This window comes from Bradyrhizobium sp. CW1, from assembly GCF_023100665.1.
GTDB lineage: Bacteria > Pseudomonadota > Alphaproteobacteria > Rhizobiales > Xanthobacteraceae > Bradyrhizobium > Bradyrhizobium canariense_D.
This window is the reverse complement of the sequence record NZ_CP064685.1, coordinates 184,922-200,803: the sequence shown is the minus strand read 5'-3', so window position 1 is coordinate 200,803 and position 15,882 is coordinate 184,922. Positions and strand designations below refer to the sequence as shown.

11 protein-coding genes and 4 pseudogenes are annotated in these 15,882 nt (G+C 61.2%); 3 read left to right on the top strand and 12 right to left on the bottom strand.

Going from position 1 to position 15,882, the window contains the following annotated elements; translation table 11 throughout:
• Positions 1 to 147 precede the first annotated feature (147 nt).
• The 3 genes from IVB54_RS40600 to IVB54_RS40590 are packed head-to-tail and all read right to left on the bottom strand — an operon-like array spanning position 148 to position 2,779.
• Positions 148 to 1,158, bottom strand: a complete 1,011-nt coding sequence (locus IVB54_RS40600) for a transketolase family protein (protein WP_247478030.1) — start codon at positions 1,156 to 1,158, stop codon at positions 148 to 150.
• Entirely contained in the window at positions 1,155 to 2,006 is an 852-nt protein-coding gene (locus IVB54_RS40595) for a transketolase (RefSeq protein WP_247299938.1), read from the bottom strand. Before IVB54_RS40595 ends, IVB54_RS40600 begins: the two co-directional genes overlap by 4 nt.
• 23 nt (positions 2,007 to 2,029) lie before the next feature.
• A complete protein-coding gene (locus IVB54_RS40590; protein WP_247299936.1) occupies positions 2,030 to 2,779 on the bottom strand; it encodes a glucose 1-dehydrogenase in 750 nt (249 codons plus the stop codon).
• A gap of 111 nt (positions 2,780 to 2,890) precedes the next feature.
• On the opposite strand from IVB54_RS40590, the gene IVB54_RS40585 reads away from it, so the two are divergent.
• Positions 2,891 to 3,787 (top strand): LysR substrate-binding domain-containing protein, encoded by an 897-nt coding sequence (locus tag IVB54_RS40585; protein ID WP_026233713.1) that lies wholly within the window; start codon positions 2,891 to 2,893, stop codon positions 3,785 to 3,787.
• 94 nt (positions 3,788 to 3,881) lie between these two features.
• Positions 3,882 to 4,555: pseudogene (locus IVB54_RS40580) on the top strand (lactate dehydrogenase); the annotation flags it as partial.
• Between the two features lie 786 nt (positions 4,556 to 5,341).
• Here the strand turns inward: IVB54_RS40580 and IVB54_RS40575 are convergent.
• From IVB54_RS40575 to panB, 4 genes and pseudogenes are all read right to left on the bottom strand, one after another.
• A complete protein-coding gene (locus IVB54_RS40575; RefSeq protein ID WP_247299934.1) occupies positions 5,342 to 5,737 on the bottom strand; it encodes a hypothetical protein in 396 nt (131 codons plus the stop codon).
• A gap of 26 nt (positions 5,738 to 5,763) precedes the next feature.
• A complete protein-coding gene (locus IVB54_RS40570) occupies positions 5,764 to 5,964 on the bottom strand; it encodes a hypothetical protein (RefSeq protein ID WP_018459031.1) in 201 nt (66 codons plus the stop codon).
• A gap of 975 nt (positions 5,965 to 6,939) precedes the next feature.
• Positions 6,940 to 7,799: pseudogene (gene panC, locus IVB54_RS40565) on the bottom strand (pantoate--beta-alanine ligase).
• Between the two features lie 2 nt (positions 7,800 to 7,801).
• Entirely contained in the window at positions 7,802 to 8,680 is an 879-nt protein-coding gene (gene panB / locus IVB54_RS40560) for a 3-methyl-2-oxobutanoate hydroxymethyltransferase (protein ID WP_247478025.1), read from the bottom strand.
• Positions 8,681 to 8,964: 284 nt separating this feature from the next.
• On the opposite strand from panB, the gene IVB54_RS40555 reads away from it, so the two are divergent.
• Positions 8,965 to 9,438, top strand: a complete 474-nt coding sequence (locus IVB54_RS40555) for a hypothetical protein (protein WP_247337824.1) — start codon at positions 8,965 to 8,967, stop codon at positions 9,436 to 9,438.
• A 368-nt stretch (positions 9,439 to 9,806) separates the two neighbouring features.
• Here IVB54_RS40555 and trbB read toward each other — a convergent pair.
• The 5 genes and pseudogenes from trbB to IVB54_RS40530 form a co-directional block, all read right to left on the bottom strand.
• Positions 9,807 to 10,580, bottom strand: a pseudogene (gene trbB / locus IVB54_RS40550) (P-type conjugative transfer ATPase TrbB); the annotation flags it as partial.
• A 256-nt stretch (positions 10,581 to 10,836) separates the two neighbouring features.
• Positions 10,837 to 12,152, bottom strand: a pseudogene (locus IVB54_RS40545) (MFS transporter).
• 82 nt (positions 12,153 to 12,234) lie between these two features.
• Positions 12,235 to 12,897 (bottom strand): hypothetical protein, encoded by a 663-nt coding sequence (locus IVB54_RS40540; RefSeq protein WP_247478022.1) that lies wholly within the window; start codon positions 12,895 to 12,897, stop codon positions 12,235 to 12,237.
• A 326-nt stretch (positions 12,898 to 13,223) separates the two neighbouring features.
• Complete coding sequence (locus tag IVB54_RS40535) at positions 13,224 to 13,652, bottom strand: CopG family transcriptional regulator (RefSeq protein WP_247478020.1); 429 nt, start codon at positions 13,650 to 13,652, stop codon at positions 13,224 to 13,226.
• Positions 13,653 to 13,662: 10 nt separating this feature from the next.
• Positions 13,663 to 15,633: a conjugal transfer protein TraG gene (locus IVB54_RS40530; RefSeq protein WP_247299929.1), complete on the bottom strand. Its 1,971-nt coding sequence runs from the start codon at positions 15,631 to 15,633 to the stop codon at positions 13,663 to 13,665.
• Positions 15,634 to 15,882 lie beyond the last annotated feature (249 nt).

Sequence of the window (15,882 nt, the reverse complement as noted above, 5' to 3'; positions counted from 1 at the left end):
TCTGCGCCGGCGTGCAGCTTTCCGGGTTCTTCGCTTGCCGGCTCTCGACCGCCGGCGTTCGGGGAAGAGCCATCGCTCGCCGCGCGACCCGCGGCGGGCGAAGCTCTTCACTGAGGTTTGGCTGAGTTGGCGCTTAGCGCCGGTACTCTAAAGCCACTGCTTGATCTGCCTCGCGACCTCTGCGGTGGAAATCCCGTAGCGGTCGTGCAGTGTCGGAAGTGCGCCGGCGTCAAGAAATTCGTCCGGCAATGCGATCTGGCGAAAAGGCGGATGGACACCGGAACGCATCAGAAGTCCGGCAACCGCCTCGCCAAGACCGCCAATTGTTGTGTGGTTCTCGGCAACGACGACAAGGCGGCCCGACTTACCGGCTTCCCGCAAGATCGTCTTGGCATCGAGCGGCTTGATGGTTGGAACATGCAGCACCGCAATATCGACGCTGTCGCCCCTCAAAGTTTGCGCGGCTTCGAGCGCACGCATGGTCATGATGCCGGACGAGATGACTAGGGCGTCCTCCCCGCCACGGATCAGCTTGGCCTTGCCGAGCTCGAATTTGTAGTCGTACTCGTCAAGCACGACTGGCACCTGCCCGCGCAGCAGGCGCGTGTAGACCGGTCCCTGATGCGCCGCGATGGCGGGCACCAGTTGCTCGATCTCATGGGCATCGCAGGGATCGATGACCGTCATGTTCGGCATCGCGCGAAACAGCGCAAGATCCTCCGCGGCCTGATGGCTCGGGCCATAGCCCGAGGTCAGACCCGGCAACGCGCAGACGATCTTCACGTTGCGGTCTTCCTCCGCGATCGTCTGGTGTATGAAGTCGTAAGCCCGCCGCGATGCGAACACGGCGTAGGTGGTGGCGAACGGCATGAAGCCTTCGGCGGCGAGGCCGGACGCGGCGCCGAACAAAAGCTGCTCGGCCATGCCCATCTGGTAATAGCGGTCCGGAAATTCCTTCGCAAAGATGTGCAGGTCAGTGTACTTGCCGAGATCGGCCGTCATGCCGACCACATCGAGACGGCTGCGTGCGAGCTCGACGAGCGCGTGTCCAAAGGGCGCCGGCTTCGTCTTCTGTCCCTCGGTCGCGATCGATGCGATCATGGCCGAGGTGGTCAGGCGAGGCTTGCCCGGCTTCGGTGCGGATCTGACGGTCTTCATGCCTGCCTCCCGGCTTCCAGCGCGGCGAGCGCGAGCTGCCATTCGTGCTGCTCGACGCGGATGAAATGGCTCTTCTCGCGCTGCTCCAGGAATGGAACACCTTTCCCCATCAGCGTGTCCGCGATGATCATCCGTGGCTTGGGCTCAGGATGGGACTTGGCGGCGTCGAAGGCGGCAACTACGGCATTGAGATCGTTGCCGTCGACGCGCTGCACGAACCAGCCAAAGGCCTGAAGCTTGTCCACCAGCGGCTCGAATGCCATGACCTGCGTGGAAGGACCGTCCGCCTGCTGATTGTTGACGTCGACGATGCCGATCACATTGTCGAGCTTGTAGTGGCCTGCCGACTGGATGGCCTCCCAGACCGAGCCTTCATCAAGCTCGCCGTCAGAGAACAAGGTGTACACCCGCGCCTCGGATTTCTTACGCTTGAGCCCCAGGCCCATGCCGACTGCGATGCTGAGCCCAAGCCCGAGCGAACCGCCCGACATTTCCATTCCGGGTGTGTAGGAGGCCATGCCCGACATCGGCAGGCGGCTCTCGTCGCTGCCATAGGTTTCGAGCTCTTCCTCGGGAACAATCCCCGCCTCGATCAAAGCCGCGTAGAGGGCGATGGCGTAGTGCCCGTTCGACAGAAGGAAGCGGTCGCGTCCTTCCCAGGACGGATCCTCCGGCCGGTAGCGCATTGCGTGGAAATAGGCCACCGCGAGAACGTCGGAGATGTCCAGCGCCTGGGCGATATAGCCTTGGCCCTGGACTTCACCCATGCGCAGCGCATTGCGGCGAATGTTGTAGGCGCGGTCCGCCAGCTTGGGCGTGTTCGCAAGCGTGTTGGTCGGCGTTTCCATCGATCTGACCTTGTCTCGCTAACTCAGTGGATGAGCATGCCGCCGTTGACGTCGATCACGGCACCGGTCACATAGGCCGAGAGGTCCGACGCCAGGAAGGTGTAGATGCCGGCGACGTCTTCCGCCGTGCCGAGGCGATTGAGCGGAATGCCTTCCAGGATTTTCGCTCTCATCTCATCGGTCAGCTTCCCTGCCGTGATGTCGGTGCCGATCAGGCCGGGCGTGACGCAATTCACGCGAATGCCATCCGGGCCAAACTCCCGTGCCATCGCTTTGGCGAGGCCAAGCACGCCGGCTTTCGCCGCCGAGTAGTGCGGGCCGCCAAAAATTCCACCGCCACGCTGGGCCGAGACCGACGACATGCATGCAATCGATCCGGATTTCCGTGCGCGCATATGCGGGATCACCGCCTGAGAGAGAAACAGGATGCCCTTGAGATTGACGTCCTGAATGCGATCCCAATCGGCCGCCGAAATTTCCAGAAACTTCACCGGCTGGGTGATGCCCGCATTGTTGATCAAAACATCGATGCCGCCGAAAGATTCGATCACGCGGGCGACCGCCTGCTCGCAGGACGACTTGTCGGCGACGTTGCACCCTAGCCCAGTGTGGGAGGTTCCAAGCGACGTCGCAGCATCCGCGGCAGCGCCAGCGTCAATGTCCAGAATGGCGACCCGAGCGCCCTCGCCGGCGAACCGCCGGGCGGTGGCAAGCCCGATCCCGCGCGGCGAGGCTGCGCCCGAAATGATGGCCGTCTTACCGCTGAGCAGCATCAGTTCCTCCCACGAATTTATTCTTCCTTGGCAAGGCAAGGAATGACCCGCGGAGGATGAACGGACAAGCGCGCAGTTGTCACGGACCGATGAATCTGGTTCACTTGTGGGATGCTGTCGAATATCCCCATATCGGCAATTCGCGCCTTTGAAGCGGCCGCCCGCACTGGATCGTTTCGCGATGCGGCGAATGAGCTTCACTTGACCCCGAGTGCCGTCAGTCACGCGATCCGCAAGCTGGAGGGCACGCTTCGGACCGTTTTGTTCGAGCGCAGCGCCCGATCCGTGCGGCTCACGCCGGCCGGCGAGAACCTTATGCGTCACACGGGAGCGGCATTCGACCAGCTCCGTCGCGGCCTCGAGGAAGTCGCTGCGCGCGGGCCACAATTGGTGCGCGTCCATTCCGCGCCCAGCTTTGCCGCGCAATGGCTGGCGCCACGGCTTGCACAGTTTCTCGCCGCTTACCCGAAGCTCGAAGTTCGACTGGCTGCAAACACCGACTACGCACGCTTCAGCAATGATGATTTCGATATCGACATCGTCTACGGTCCGCCGCGCGCGGAAGGTGTCGAAATTGTTCCTCTGCCGGAGGAGACGGTCACGCCGCTCTGCTCGCCCTCGCTCGCAAAATCGATACGAAAGGCTGCCGATCTGCTCGATCAGACGCTCATCCGCTCCGACGTCAAGCGGGTGCAGTGGCACCAATGGTTCACCGCAAATGGCTTGGAAGCCCCTGCGCTTCACGGCATGAGATTCGACCGGAGCTTTCTTGCGATTGCTACGGCTGCGGAGGGATTGGGCGTCGCGCTGGAATCGACCCTCCTGGCCGAGCGCGAACTGGCGAGCGGACGATTGGTCGCTCCGTTGGCACGACGCGCTAACGATATCCGCTACGTTGGTCACCGCCTGATCTACCCGCGCGCCAGCCGACAGAGATCGGCGGTACGAGCCTTCGCAGATTGGCTCATGGCGCAACTCGGGGGGGAAGGCGCGGTACCACCGAGCTAAGGTGATCGCAGAGAATCGGCGCCGAACTCGATCCGAACTGTTTACGTCTATACGTTTTATAGCGATCGACGAGTACCGAAGTGCTCCCGACCTGGAAGAAGCCCGCGATGCATCGGACGTCGATTGGCCTGCCGATCGCCACGTGCGCGACGGCAGCTACTTCTTCGACAAGGCCCACGGATTTATGCAGGTCGTCGACGGCGAGCCCGTCGTGGTGAAAGCGCGCAACGGCCGCAGCGCCGAGGGCATCCCGGAAAAGCATGTGCGCATCATCCGGAAGCCGATCCCGGTCCGCGACTCCGTGCGCGAGGTGTTGAAGGCGCAGGAGCTCGACCGACCGTGGAAGAACGCCCAGGTCAGGCTGCGCATCGCCTAGTCGAACTTCGCCCGCGACTTCGGCCCGATCAACTTCACCACCGTCTCCATGGTGGAGGATGAAGAGATCGTCGAGGTGCGCGAGACGCACCGCCGGCCGAACATCCAGCCCTTCCTCGACGACCTGGACTGCTGGCTCGTCGCCTCGATCGAGGACTACGACCTCGAGACGAACACCGCGAAGCCCGGGCCGATCGGTGATCGCGCCGGCGGCGGCCCGGAAATCACCAGCGCGGCAGACGCGCTCGCGGTCGTCCTCAACGAGCGCGGCTGCATCGACATCGACCAAATCGCCGAGCTTCTGCACGGGACTGCGACGACGTCGTCGCTGAACTCGCCAGCGCCGTTTTCCGCGACCCCGCGAACGGCTCGTGGCAGACGGCGGACTCCTACCGGCAGGATGTTAGCTGCCTGCTCCAGCGCGTTTTCTTCAAGCGACGGCGTGCTGGCTTGCAGTTCCCCCTCGTCACAGTCCGCCGATCCTAGGAGTGCTCAAACCAGCAATGCTAGGGACTACAAACTGAACGTCCGCTTCCGAGCCATCTAGCATGACCAATTCGCACCGGCGAAACGCCAATCCAGTTCGGGAAAGTAGCAAGAAAAAGTGTCGTGATTTGAGCACGTCTGGAGACCCGTCAACGCGTAGGCGGGCGCCAGTTTCGGAAATCTCAACGAGAACGCAATCGCGCCACCATTTTCCATTTACACCCAACAGGGTGACCCAATGCTCTCGTTCGAAACGCACGCGCTTTGTTTGTCGCTTGCTCCAAAGCATCGAGATCACACCGCTCAGCAGCGCCTTCAAATCATTTCGTCAGAAAAGAAGCCGAAGAGCTGTTTGCGAGCGACATCAAGCCGGCCACGCTGGCAAGTCGGCAGTTGAAAGAGAATTATTGCCTTTGACCTCAGAGGCAAAGCGAGGTCTTAAATTACTTAACCTTCATAATAACGCGAAGAGGCTCGAACATGCGATCATCCTGGCAGCGCGTGGGCAGCAGCGAGAACAATTCGTGTTACGCCCGACTGCGGCCATGCCTCCGGTCAACGTACCCTGAGCGCAAGCGCACGGAACGTGTCGGCGAGATGATGATCATTTGGGGCACTTATCTGGTCAATCAAATCCGGCGGGCCATCCGCCGGCGGAGATCGTGAGAGTCCAGCATCGTTGCGCCGGCCTCGTTAGCCATCAGTGACCCTGGAGGACCGGCGCCGCCCCAGTCGTTCGGGCTCACTCCGGCGTAGTTCGACAGGAAGAGATCCTGCCGGCACTGGCGATGGCAGCTCAGGAGCTCTCGTGTCCTCTGGTTGGAGTTGGTGCGTAGTAGGGCGCGGCTCCATCAGCTCGAGCACCGCTCGTCCCTTGTCCGTGATGCGCCACCCTCCATGCAAGCGGTCGACGAGTTGCTGCGTAAAAAGGTCGAGCTCGGGCACACGGGCGCCCATTCGTTTGGTGCGTGCCGCCCAATCCGGACCGCTCGTGGCCAAAATGGCCATGTCTCGCTTGAGGTCCGGCATGGATGCGAAGCCGTTCGGGTAGCTCACAAGGATCTTCAACACCGTGACCTGGAAATTCACATGAGCACTATCGGTCTTGTCCGTATCTAGCGCCACATGGTTGGCGCGGAGCGAAGAGCTTGCATTGCGACCTGCCGAAGGCGCTCCGCCGTGATCTCACCTTTGTTGGCGGCCTCCAAGATCTTGGAAGCGACATGGGCCCGAGTGCCGGTTTCGCTGCGAGGCAGACTGTCGCAAACCTCCTCAAGAACAGCACGCAGAAGCGCAGTGGTCGTTGCGTCCAACACTTGGCGACTCCGCAAGGCGCAAAGAATGGTAGCAGAGAAAGCACGGTGAACTCCTCAAAGAACTACTAGCTGATTCCAAAGTCGAGTATGAACTTCACCACAGTCGTCGTTGCTTGTTGATTGTCCAAGACGTTGCCGCCATGCCCTCGAAGCAGGACAGTTGTGCTGGTCTGGCTCCGCCACGCCAGCGCTAGAGGAAGCGCCTCCGTGATGGAATTCAGCGCTGGAGGGGCTCTTTTTGACGATTTTCGCCGCGATGTCCGTGCGATGTCTCGCCACTTGCCAGAGTGTCTATTTTCCCGCGGAGAATCCATCGCCGGGGCAGCCGCAGCGGGCGTTCCGGTACAGACAGACCGTCAGTGTTTATGTCCGATCGTTTTTCTTTCTTTGAGATTTCCCTTAAGCGCCGTGGGCGAAGCTGGTCATGGTCCGTCAGCACGAGCGAGGGCACGCCGGTATAGCAGGCTCACGAAGCAGTCGAGCCGCCGCCAGATAGGAAGCGAAGAGGGCGTCATTTCTGCTGCTAAGCACGCCAATGGGCCCGCCTGCAACAGTTTCGTCACGCCGAGCTGGCGAGCGGTGTCGGTCACCGCGTTGGCTCCCGCGCCATTAGGCCCTGGTCTGTGAGTGGCCATGTCATGACCATGTCCCAGTCCTCGTATTTTGCTGAATGCATCTAGGGAATGTCGATGAAGCAGACCAAGCAAAACGAGAGATCACAACGTGGGAACCTCGTCGGCAAAGTACTTGGTCGGAAAACGAAAAAACTGACCGCGACGATGAAGCGCGCCGTGCCCTCAAGATAAAAAAAATCTGAGCGACCGGATCCGCCATCTCAATAGAGACACGCTCCACGCCTCCTCGCACTAAGCTCGTCAGGTGGCGCCCCTCCAAGGTTCGCTCGCTTCCTCTCCGCTAGCGCCTCTCTGCACCTGTTTGCTGTCACGTTGTGAGGGGCCCGCCGATTGGAGCTTCCTATCTCCTGGCGTCCGGATCGAGCATGACGTTGTCGATAAGCCGGGTCGGGCCAACATAGCCTGCTGCACAAATGGCGACCGGACGCGATAACGGGTTCGTGGCCGGTTTTAGCGTTTCAGCGTCCACGATTTCGAGGTATTGCAACTCATCCAACGCCTCAAGGGGAGGCCTGACAAGCGATAGCAGCCGGACGGGATCGCACTCTCCTTCGCGAAACGCGGTTTCCGCCGAGAGCAGGCGCCGGCTGATCGCCAATGCACGGTTGCGCTCCGGGGCGCTGAGATAGCGGTTTCGGCTGCTCATTGCGAGGCCATCCGGCTCGCGGACCGTCGGCACGGTGACGATATCGATCGGCAGATTGAGATCAAAGGTCATGCGGCGGACCACTGCACATTGCTGCAAGTCTTTCTGCCCGAAAAAGGCGACATCCGGCTGGACCATGTTGAACAGCTTGCAGACAACGGTCGCAACGCCGCGGAAATGGCCGGGCCTGAACGGGCCGCACAGGGACTCCGCGAGTGCACCGGGTTCAACAAAGGTATCAAACTGAGGCGGGTAGAGTAGACGTCCCGCACCTCCGGAGCAAAGAGGACGTCGACTTCTGCCTCCCGGCAAAGTTGTTCATCGCGAGGGAAGTCGCGGGGATAGGTGGTGAGATCTTCGGTTAGGCCAAACTGCGTAGGATTAACGAAGATGCTGACGACCGTGGCGTCGCAACGAGCCTGGCTGTCTTCGACCAGGGCCATGTGGCCCTGGTGCAGGTAACCCGTCGTGGGCACCAATCCAATGTGTCTGTCGGGGCCCCGAGCCTCAGCTAAAGCGCGACGCAGTTCAGCAACGGATCGGATGGTTCGCATGATTACGACCCTGAGGTTGGTTCGTGTGGAGGCCAGTTTGCGACGAGCTCCTTGAGCGCGTCCGGAAGGCGATAGGATTCCTGCCCTCCTGGGAATGTACCGTCACGAACGTCAGTCGCCCAGCGCGAGAGCGCCTCCTGCATCAGCTGAAATCCATTCGAATAGGCGCGCACGAATTTGGGCGGCTTACGGTCGGTAAGACCCACGACATCATGAAACACGAGCACCTGCCCCGAACAATCAAGACCGGCTCCGATTCCGATGGTCGGAATCTTCAGGATCTCCGTCGCCCGCGCTGCTAGCTCCGCCGGGATTCCCTCCAGCACGAGAGCAAAACAACCAGCTTCCTCCAGACGATGCGCGTCCTCGAGCAGGCCGAAGGCGTCGGTGGCAGTCCGGCCCTGCACCTTGAAACCCATGACATTGACGCTCTGTGGGGTGAGACCGAGATGTCCCATCACGGGAATTTCACAGTCGACCAGGGCGCGTACCATATCGAGGCGGTTTGCACCGCCTTCGAGCTTCACCGCATCGGCGCCACGCTGGAGGAAGCCGCCGGCGTTGCGGATGGTCTCTTCCCGGCTCACGTGGAAACTGAGGAAGGGCGTGTCGGCAATGAGAAGGGCACGCGGTCTTGTCCGCGCAACCGCTTCGAGGTGATGATTCATCATCGAGACGCTGACTGGCAAGGTGTTGTCGAATCCGAGGCAAACATTGCCAACTCTGTCGCCGACGAGGATAATATCCACGATCGGATCAGCGATGCGCGCTGCAACCGCGTCGTAAGCGGTGGTCATTGCGATCCGCCGCCCCTCCTCCTTCCATTGCTGAACAAGGGGTATCGTAACTCGCTGGGTTGGCGACTGCGGCGTGTGGCTCATCTCGGTCCTGATCTGTTTTCTTAACGCAGGCACTTCAACTCCCGGCGCTTCCTAGGCGAGAGGAGAGATAAGGGTCAATCCACCGATACACAAAGAAAGCTTTCCCTCCAAACTGGAAGAAGGGCGCACCGAACCTCCCAATGATGGCGCAATCATCGTGGGAATGATTCTCTGCAGCCGAGAGGAAGGTCGCGGTACGAGTCATGGATCGCAAAGCGGCGGATATGGACCAAAAACGCCGATGATCGGCCCGGCTGGCAATTCTGATGGGAGGCCGCAAGCTCATGGTCGGCAAGCTCTGCAACGCCGCCGCCGCACTCACTTTCACCGCGGTGGTCGTCGGTGGATTTTGGAGCCTTTCGAACAGCTATTTGATTTGTGGGCTTGCGCTAGTCGCTTCAATATTCGCCCGTCGCTCGGTTGAGCGCTCGTTCATCAAGCGCGCCCATCGCGACATGGTGCGCATTCATAGCGCCGACTGGGGCTGTGCCGACGCTACGGGCACGGGCTTAGCCGACAAGCCATCGAGCGGCCATGCTCGTGATGACCTTCTGGTGACGAGCCGTCGCATTCTAGCCGACGGACCCGTCTTGATGACCAACCCTGCTTCACCTTTCCAGGCCGCCCGCATCGAACGCCTGCGGGACTTGCTCGGTCAGGCCCCCGAGCCTTGCAGCAGCCCTGTAAGTGGCAATGGGCACAACGCAAGGTCTGATCAAAGAACGGGAGAGAATACCTCAGCATGCGGCGGCAGCTGATACGTTGCGAGCCTTCTTGGGCTGCCGCGGCAATTTCCGCTGCGCAGCTCCGGCCATCAGCGACGGGGCAGCCAGCGCCCCCCCCCGGGATATAGTGGAGCATGCGTCATCTTGAGCCGCCCGTCTGAACGCAATAGACACATGTGCTGACGGCTGGCGCATGGCAACATGGTATCAAGTTCCGCACCTTCGTAGCTCGTGAAAGACGCGGGCTTCATCCTAGCGAAGTCGACTAGGCCAGAAGAAGCCCTGCTCCCTCGTCACCGCCGGGCGGCCTTGGTCTTGAGGCGGCTGCGTTAAGCTGGCGGATGGATCCATCAGGCCGGTACGAAGTCTTGCGGGCCAACAGCCGAGGGCGTGCACTGTCCCGGGACGGTGATGACGGCTTCCTGGACCAGCTGCTCGAGCCGGCGCAGCGCGCCAAGCGAGGTCCCCGCGTGGATCGTGCCGATGCCGCCGGGATGTCCTGTGCCCCAGGCTTTCAAGAGATCGAGGGCTTCGGCCCACGGACCTCGCCGATCGGAATGCGGTCAGGGCGCAGGCGAAGAGGGAGCGCACAAGGTCGCAGAGCGAGATCACGCCATCCTTGGTCCGCAATGCCACGAGGTTCGGTGCCCTGCACTGAAGCTCCCGGGTGTCTTCGATAAGAACGACGCGGTCCGATCCTTTCGCGACCTCGGCAAGCAGCGCATTGTCAGCGTGGTCTTCCCGGTCGAGGTGCCGCCGGCGGCCAGGATGTTCTTCCGTGCGGCGACCGCATTGCGAAGCGCGATCGCTTGGCTCACGTTCATGATGCCTGCGGCGACATAGTCGTCCAGCCCGAACACGGCGATCGCCGGTTTGCGGATGGCAAAGGTCGGCGCGGCAACAACCGGCGGCAGCAATCCTTCGAAACGTTCCCCCGTTTCCGGCAGCTCAGCCGAAATCCGGGGCGAGCCGGGATGAACTTCGGCTCCTACATAGTGCGCGACCAGGCGGACGATTCGTTCGCCATCCGCTGCCGAAAGGCTCTCTCCGGTGTCTGTAAGGCCGCTCGACAGTCGGTCGATCCACAGCCGGCCGTCGGGATTGAGCATCACCTCCACAACGGTCTGATCTTCCAAAAAGCCCGCAATGGCCGGCCCAAGGGCGGTGCGGAGCATGCGCGCCCCGCGCAACTCGGCTTCCAAATGAAATGAATGTATCGCCACGGCTGCCCCACATGATCGAGGCCCTGCCCTTCAGCGGCCTCATGTGAGACAAGTAGAAAAAGCAGATCCTACGCTATCGCAAGACAGGATCATCGCCGTCGTAGTCTGGCGTAGAAACGGCAAGAGTCGGAAAGGAAGGTTCGATAAGCTCGTGTTCGGCGGCGCTGAAAAAGGAGCACTCGTTGGGCATCAGCCCGTCAAGCTCGCGTCACCACTCCAGGTGTTCATCCGCCTCCAGCACCGCAGCTTCGCTCGCCGGGATAGCGGCATGAGCCGAGCTCCAGCCGCAGGCCGGTTGGAGTAGGGCCGAAGTCCTCTTCTTCCCTTTCCGACTTCGAAACCATGGAACGGCAAACCAGGCGAGCGCCGCCAGCTGTAGCAGCACGTTCAGTCCGAACGCGGTCTGGTAGGCAATCAAAGGATGGTGGCCGGCCTCAACGGGCCATCGCTCAAGAATCAGGCCCGTCCCGTACTGCACGATGAAGGCCCAGCCAAATTGCAGGACGTTCAAACCACCATTCGCGCGCGCGACCAGTTGGGGCGGGAAATAATCTCCTATGATGGCGTAGGTCAAAGCGGTGGCCGATCCGGCCACCGACACGACGCACCACGGCAGAAGTGACGGCCAGGGCGGATGCAGGATGATGACGATCTCCGCTCCGATCAACAGGGCCGCGACGGCCGCGAACAACACTTCCATATTCCTGCCACGGCTGCGCACCCAGGTTGCAAGCACGCCCAAGACTAGCGCCCCGAGGCTCAAAACAGTCGCCATCACGAACAGCTCGCTGACGAGACTTGTTCGATTGAGCCGTTCGATATCGCAAAGCCAAGGTGCCGCCCACAAGGACTGCAGTGCCCACGCCGACCCGATACAGGTTGCCGACAGGGGGCAATCCGCCAGAAGCGTTGATCAGAGTAGATGGTTTTCAGTGTGGCCGGCTTCGTGCTGCCTGATGGGCTGTCGACTCGTTCGGGAGCGACCAGATAGATCAAAATGGCAGCGAGCGCGCTTGCGGCGGCCAGCACCGCGAACAGGCCGCGCCAGCCTATCCAGTCCAGGAGCACCTCGGCAGGAGCGGTTGCCGTGACCGCGCCCAACGAACCCAGCATGATCATAAAGCCATTGATGAGGGCCAAACGTTCTCTAGGAAACCAGAGGACGATCATTTTAAGGCCCGACATCAGCGCTGCTGCACTCCCAAGTCCGATCATCGCGCGGGCGATGAGAAGCGAAACGAAACCCGTCGATAGTCCGAAGAGCGCGGCCCCCGCTGCTGCCACAACCAAGAGCAAGCTCTGGACCCGGCGCGGCCCGTAGCGATCTAGTAACATGCCGATCGGAATCTGACCCGCCATGACGACCAGGAAATAGATCGACGTGAGCAGCCCGATGTCGGCAGCGCCCAGCCCGAGGTCGGAGCCAAGGGGTCCAGCGATCAGCGTATTGATCGTCCGGAACAGGTAAGCAAGGTAGTACCCGGCCGCGAAGGGAAGAAAGATGCAGGCGATGAGCCGCCACACAGGAAGCGGTTCGATGCGTGCCACAGGCGTTGTTTGCGCGGCGAACCCTTTCTGTACGCTTCTGCCGTTCTGGACGGTGCGTTCAACACAACGAGCTGGACAGGTTCCGAAAGTTCACCTTGCTGCCGCCCTCCTCGGCGGCAGCGCGCGGCTCGGAGCCCCCCTCTACAGCGGGTGCGGACGAACCCTCCTGAAGAAGTTCTTCTGCAGTTCGCCTCTCTGATACACCGCTACCGATTTCAGAGGCACGCCAGCTCGCCCTTCCGAGCCGATCAATCGTCTCCTGAATCAATGGTTGGCCAAACCGCACTCCGCGCTCGAGCTGTTGGACCAAAACCTTGCAGCGTTCTTGGCCGAGGAGGCATGCGTCCCGCTGCTGGGATGATTGCATGGCCGCCGTAACGGTGAGGTGATAGCGCGCATGCAGGGCCACTGTCTCGGCAACGATCGCGACCTCGCGCTCGAGCCTTGCCATCTGACCACTGAACCGGTCCGGAGTTTCACGAATGAGCCCTTCGGCCGCTGGCGCAGGAGCCAGAAAACGCTGAAGCGCCGTGTCGACGACCATGCTCTTGCCGACTCCCGCGCGTTCGGTCGCGGCTTCAAGCCGCTCGAAGATGCTTTCGGAGAGCTGAACGATGATCTTCTTGGTTCGCAGACCTTCGTTCGAGTTCGGCTCCACCTCGCCATCGGAACTTTTCCCAATCGAGCTGGCCTGACCTTCAGCCTCACCATCGATCTGCATTGTTTCTTCAGCTCCTCAATTGCGACCGCACGAAACGGCACATGCTATCCGTGCGGCGTGGCTTTCCGGTCGAAACAGATGAATCGGCCCAGCGATGATGCGTCGACAGAAGGGTCAATCCGACCACGACATCAATCGCGCCGACATCGGCGTCGTAGTCTGGCGTAGCCAAAGAAAGACGAGGCGGGCTCAAGATGAGCCGGATCTTTCAGCCTCCTGCGCGGCAGCTAGGGGCCACTCGCGATGGCCTTCTGGGACGTCAAGAAAGCTCCCCGCGCTTCACGACTCTGTGTCGGTCTGCCTTCGCGCGCGCCCGCTCGGCTCACCTAGGCCGATTCGGGCTTCTTGGAGGCTTGCACGTCGATGCTTACCTCCTTCAGGACGCTGGATCCGCTCGCAAGTCGTCGTCCCAGCGCTTCGACAAAGCGGTCGTACCGCTCACCGCCCTTGGCGCGGGCGGCAGGGCTCGAATGCTCCGGCAATGCCGGAGTTGAGGTCAGCCAGAACCGGATGAAGAGCGCGACGGTCTCAAGCGTGATGCCATCATTGCGTTCAAGACGCTCGAGCACCCGCACAATCCGATCCAGCCGTTTTGCTATCACAGCCTCGCGCCGATCGGAATCGTCCGGAGAAAGGAAGGAACCTATTGCGGCCTCGACCACCAGCGACTTGGACCGGCCACCGCGGCTTGCGAAGGCCTCAAGCGTTTTGAACGTTTCGGGATCGAGATAGATGCTGAGCTGGACCTTTTTCACGCTGCCTCGCTCACAGGTCCATTCCATCGTCGGGATCGAGGGTGACGGTTCGCGCAACTCCCTGCATCGACCGGCTCATCAGTTGCGCCTGGACGGCATCCTCGTCACCCTCGTCGAGCTCGGGGTCGAACTCGTGCTCGCCGGCCGGCGTCTTGATCTCGATTTCCTCATGCAATTCCGGCTCGCGGCGTAAGCCGCCGTTCGCCTCGTCGCTCCTGCCCGTGCGCCTGGTCAGCAGCTGGCCCGACGGCGATATTTGGGCGCGGGCTGACCAGTCATCTGGGCGGGTGGGCTGCTTGTTCGGCTCCAAGCGGGGCGGCTTCAAGACACGTCGCTGGAATTGCGGATCCTCATAGTAGCGGACCTTGTTGGCACGGACCGGGTGCACACCGGAAATCATCACGACCGCGTCTTGCGGAGACAGTTGCATGATTTCGCCGGGAGTCAGCAGCGGACGAGAGGTCTCCTGGCGGCTGACCATCAAGTGCCCAAGCCACGGGCTCAGGCGGTGGCCCGCATAGTTCTTCATGGCTCGCAATTCGGTCGCAGTTCCGAGCGCGTCGGAGACGCGCTTGGCGGTGCGCTCGTCATTGGTCGAAAAGGCGATCCGGACGTGGCAATTGTCAAGGATCGCATGGTTCGGACCGTAGGCGCGTTCGAGCTGGTTAAGGCTCTGCGTGATGAGAAAGCTGCGGATGCCGTAACCTGCCATAAAGGCGAGTTGGCTCTCGAAAAAGTCGAGCCGGCCGAGGGCTGCAAACTCGTCAAGCATCAGAAGCAGCTTCTGCCGGCGCCGGTCGGGATCAAGGCTCTCGGTCAAACGCCGTCCGATCTGGTTCAGGATGAGCCGCATCAAGGGTTTGGTGCGGACGATGTCCGATGGCGGCACCACGAGGTACAGTGAGACGGATTCAGGACGGTCGACGAGATCACGGATGCGCCAATCGCTTCGCGCGGTGATCTTGGCAACTACCGGATCACGATAGAGCCCGAGGAAGCTCATCGCCGTCGAGAGCACACCCGAGCGCTCGTTCTCGCTTTTGTTCAAAAGCTCGCGTGCCGCTGATGCGACGACTGGATGGATGCCTGTCTCAAGATGCGGAGTCGCCAGCATTGCATTGAGCGTAGCCTCGATCGGGCGAGATGGATCCGAAAGGAAATTTGCAACCCCGGCGAGGGTCTTATCGGCTTCGGCGTAGAGGACGTGCAGAATTGCCCCCACCAGGAGTGAGTGGCTGGTCTTTTCCCAATGATTGCGGCGCTCGAGTGCACCCTCAGGATCGACGAGAATATCCGCGATATTTTGAGCATCTCGCACCTCGCAGTCGCCACGGCGGATCTCGAGGAGTGGATTGTAGGCGGCGCTGGCCGGATTGGTCGGATCGAACAACAGCACGGGCCCAAATTGCGCGCGCCACCCAGAGGTCAACTGGAAGTTCTCACCCTTGATGTCATGGACGATGGTGGAGGCCGGCCAGGTCAGAAGGGTCGGAATGACGAGGCCAACACCTTTCCCGGAGCGCGTCGGCGCAAAGCAAAGCACATGCTCGGGCCCGTCGTGGCGCAGATAATGACGTCCGAACCGGCCGAGCACGACGCCGTCAGGGCCTAACAGCCCGGCCCGTCTGACTTCGCGTAGATCGGCCCAGCGCGCCGAGCCGTAGGTGGTGACGTCCCGCCCTTCATGGGCTCGCAGGACCGAGAGCAACATGGCGAGCGCTATGGCCGCGATGCCGCCGCTTGCAGCAATCGCGCCACCCTCCAGAAAAACGACGGGCGCATAAGCATCAAACTTGAACCACCAGCCGAAGAAAGCTGCCGGCTGATAAATCGGCCAATGCCCGAGCTTGAACCAGGGAGCCCCAAGCTGTTGCTGGAACGCAAGCCGCCAGGCTGTCCATTCGGTCGCAGCCCACAGGAACGCGAGCACGATGAGGCAGACCAGGATGACCTGGTGCCAAATGATTTTTGTTGCCGACATGATCGGGATATCTCGGCATATCGACGTGCGCACACAACTACAATGGTGCTCGCGTCGCAGTGGCGCGCGTGGCAGCGCAGAGATCGGCGGGGACAAAGCCGAGATACGTAGCCAACGCCCATTCAAGCGAAGCGGGACTGATCGAGGTTTGCATCATGAGACGGCGCCGAAATGCCGATTATGTGCGTAAGAGCTCATGGATGGGCAGAAAAACGCTGACTTCGCTCAAGTAATGTGAAGCGTTCCTGA

Excerpts from the sequence above, each read along its gene's own strand:
- IVB54_RS40600 (WP_247478030.1), bottom strand. The coding sequence starts at position 1,158 with ATGAAGACCGTCAGATCCGCACCGAAGCCGGGCAAGCCTCGCCTGACC.
- IVB54_RS40595 (WP_247299938.1), bottom strand. The coding sequence starts at position 2,006 with ATGGAAACGCCGACCAACACGCTTGCGAACACGCCCAAGCTGGCGGAC.
- IVB54_RS40590 (WP_247299936.1), bottom strand. The coding sequence starts at position 2,779 with ATGCTGCTCAGCGGTAAGACGGCCATCATTTCGGGCGCAGCCTCGCCG.
- IVB54_RS40585 (WP_026233713.1), top strand. The coding sequence starts at position 2,891 with ATGCTGTCGAATATCCCCATATCGGCAATTCGCGCCTTTGAAGCGGCC.
- panB (WP_247478025.1), bottom strand. The coding sequence starts at position 8,680 with ATGAGCCACACGCCGCAGTCGCCAACCCAGCGAGTTACGATACCCCTT.
- IVB54_RS40555 (WP_247337824.1), top strand. The coding sequence starts at position 8,965 with ATGGTCGGCAAGCTCTGCAACGCCGCCGCCGCACTCACTTTCACCGCG.
- IVB54_RS40540 (WP_247478022.1), bottom strand. The coding sequence starts at position 12,897 with ATGCAGATCGATGGTGAGGCTGAAGGTCAGGCCAGCTCGATTGGGAAA.
- IVB54_RS40530 (WP_247299929.1), bottom strand. The coding sequence starts at position 15,633 with ATGTCGGCAACAAAAATCATTTGGCACCAGGTCATCCTGGTCTGCCTC.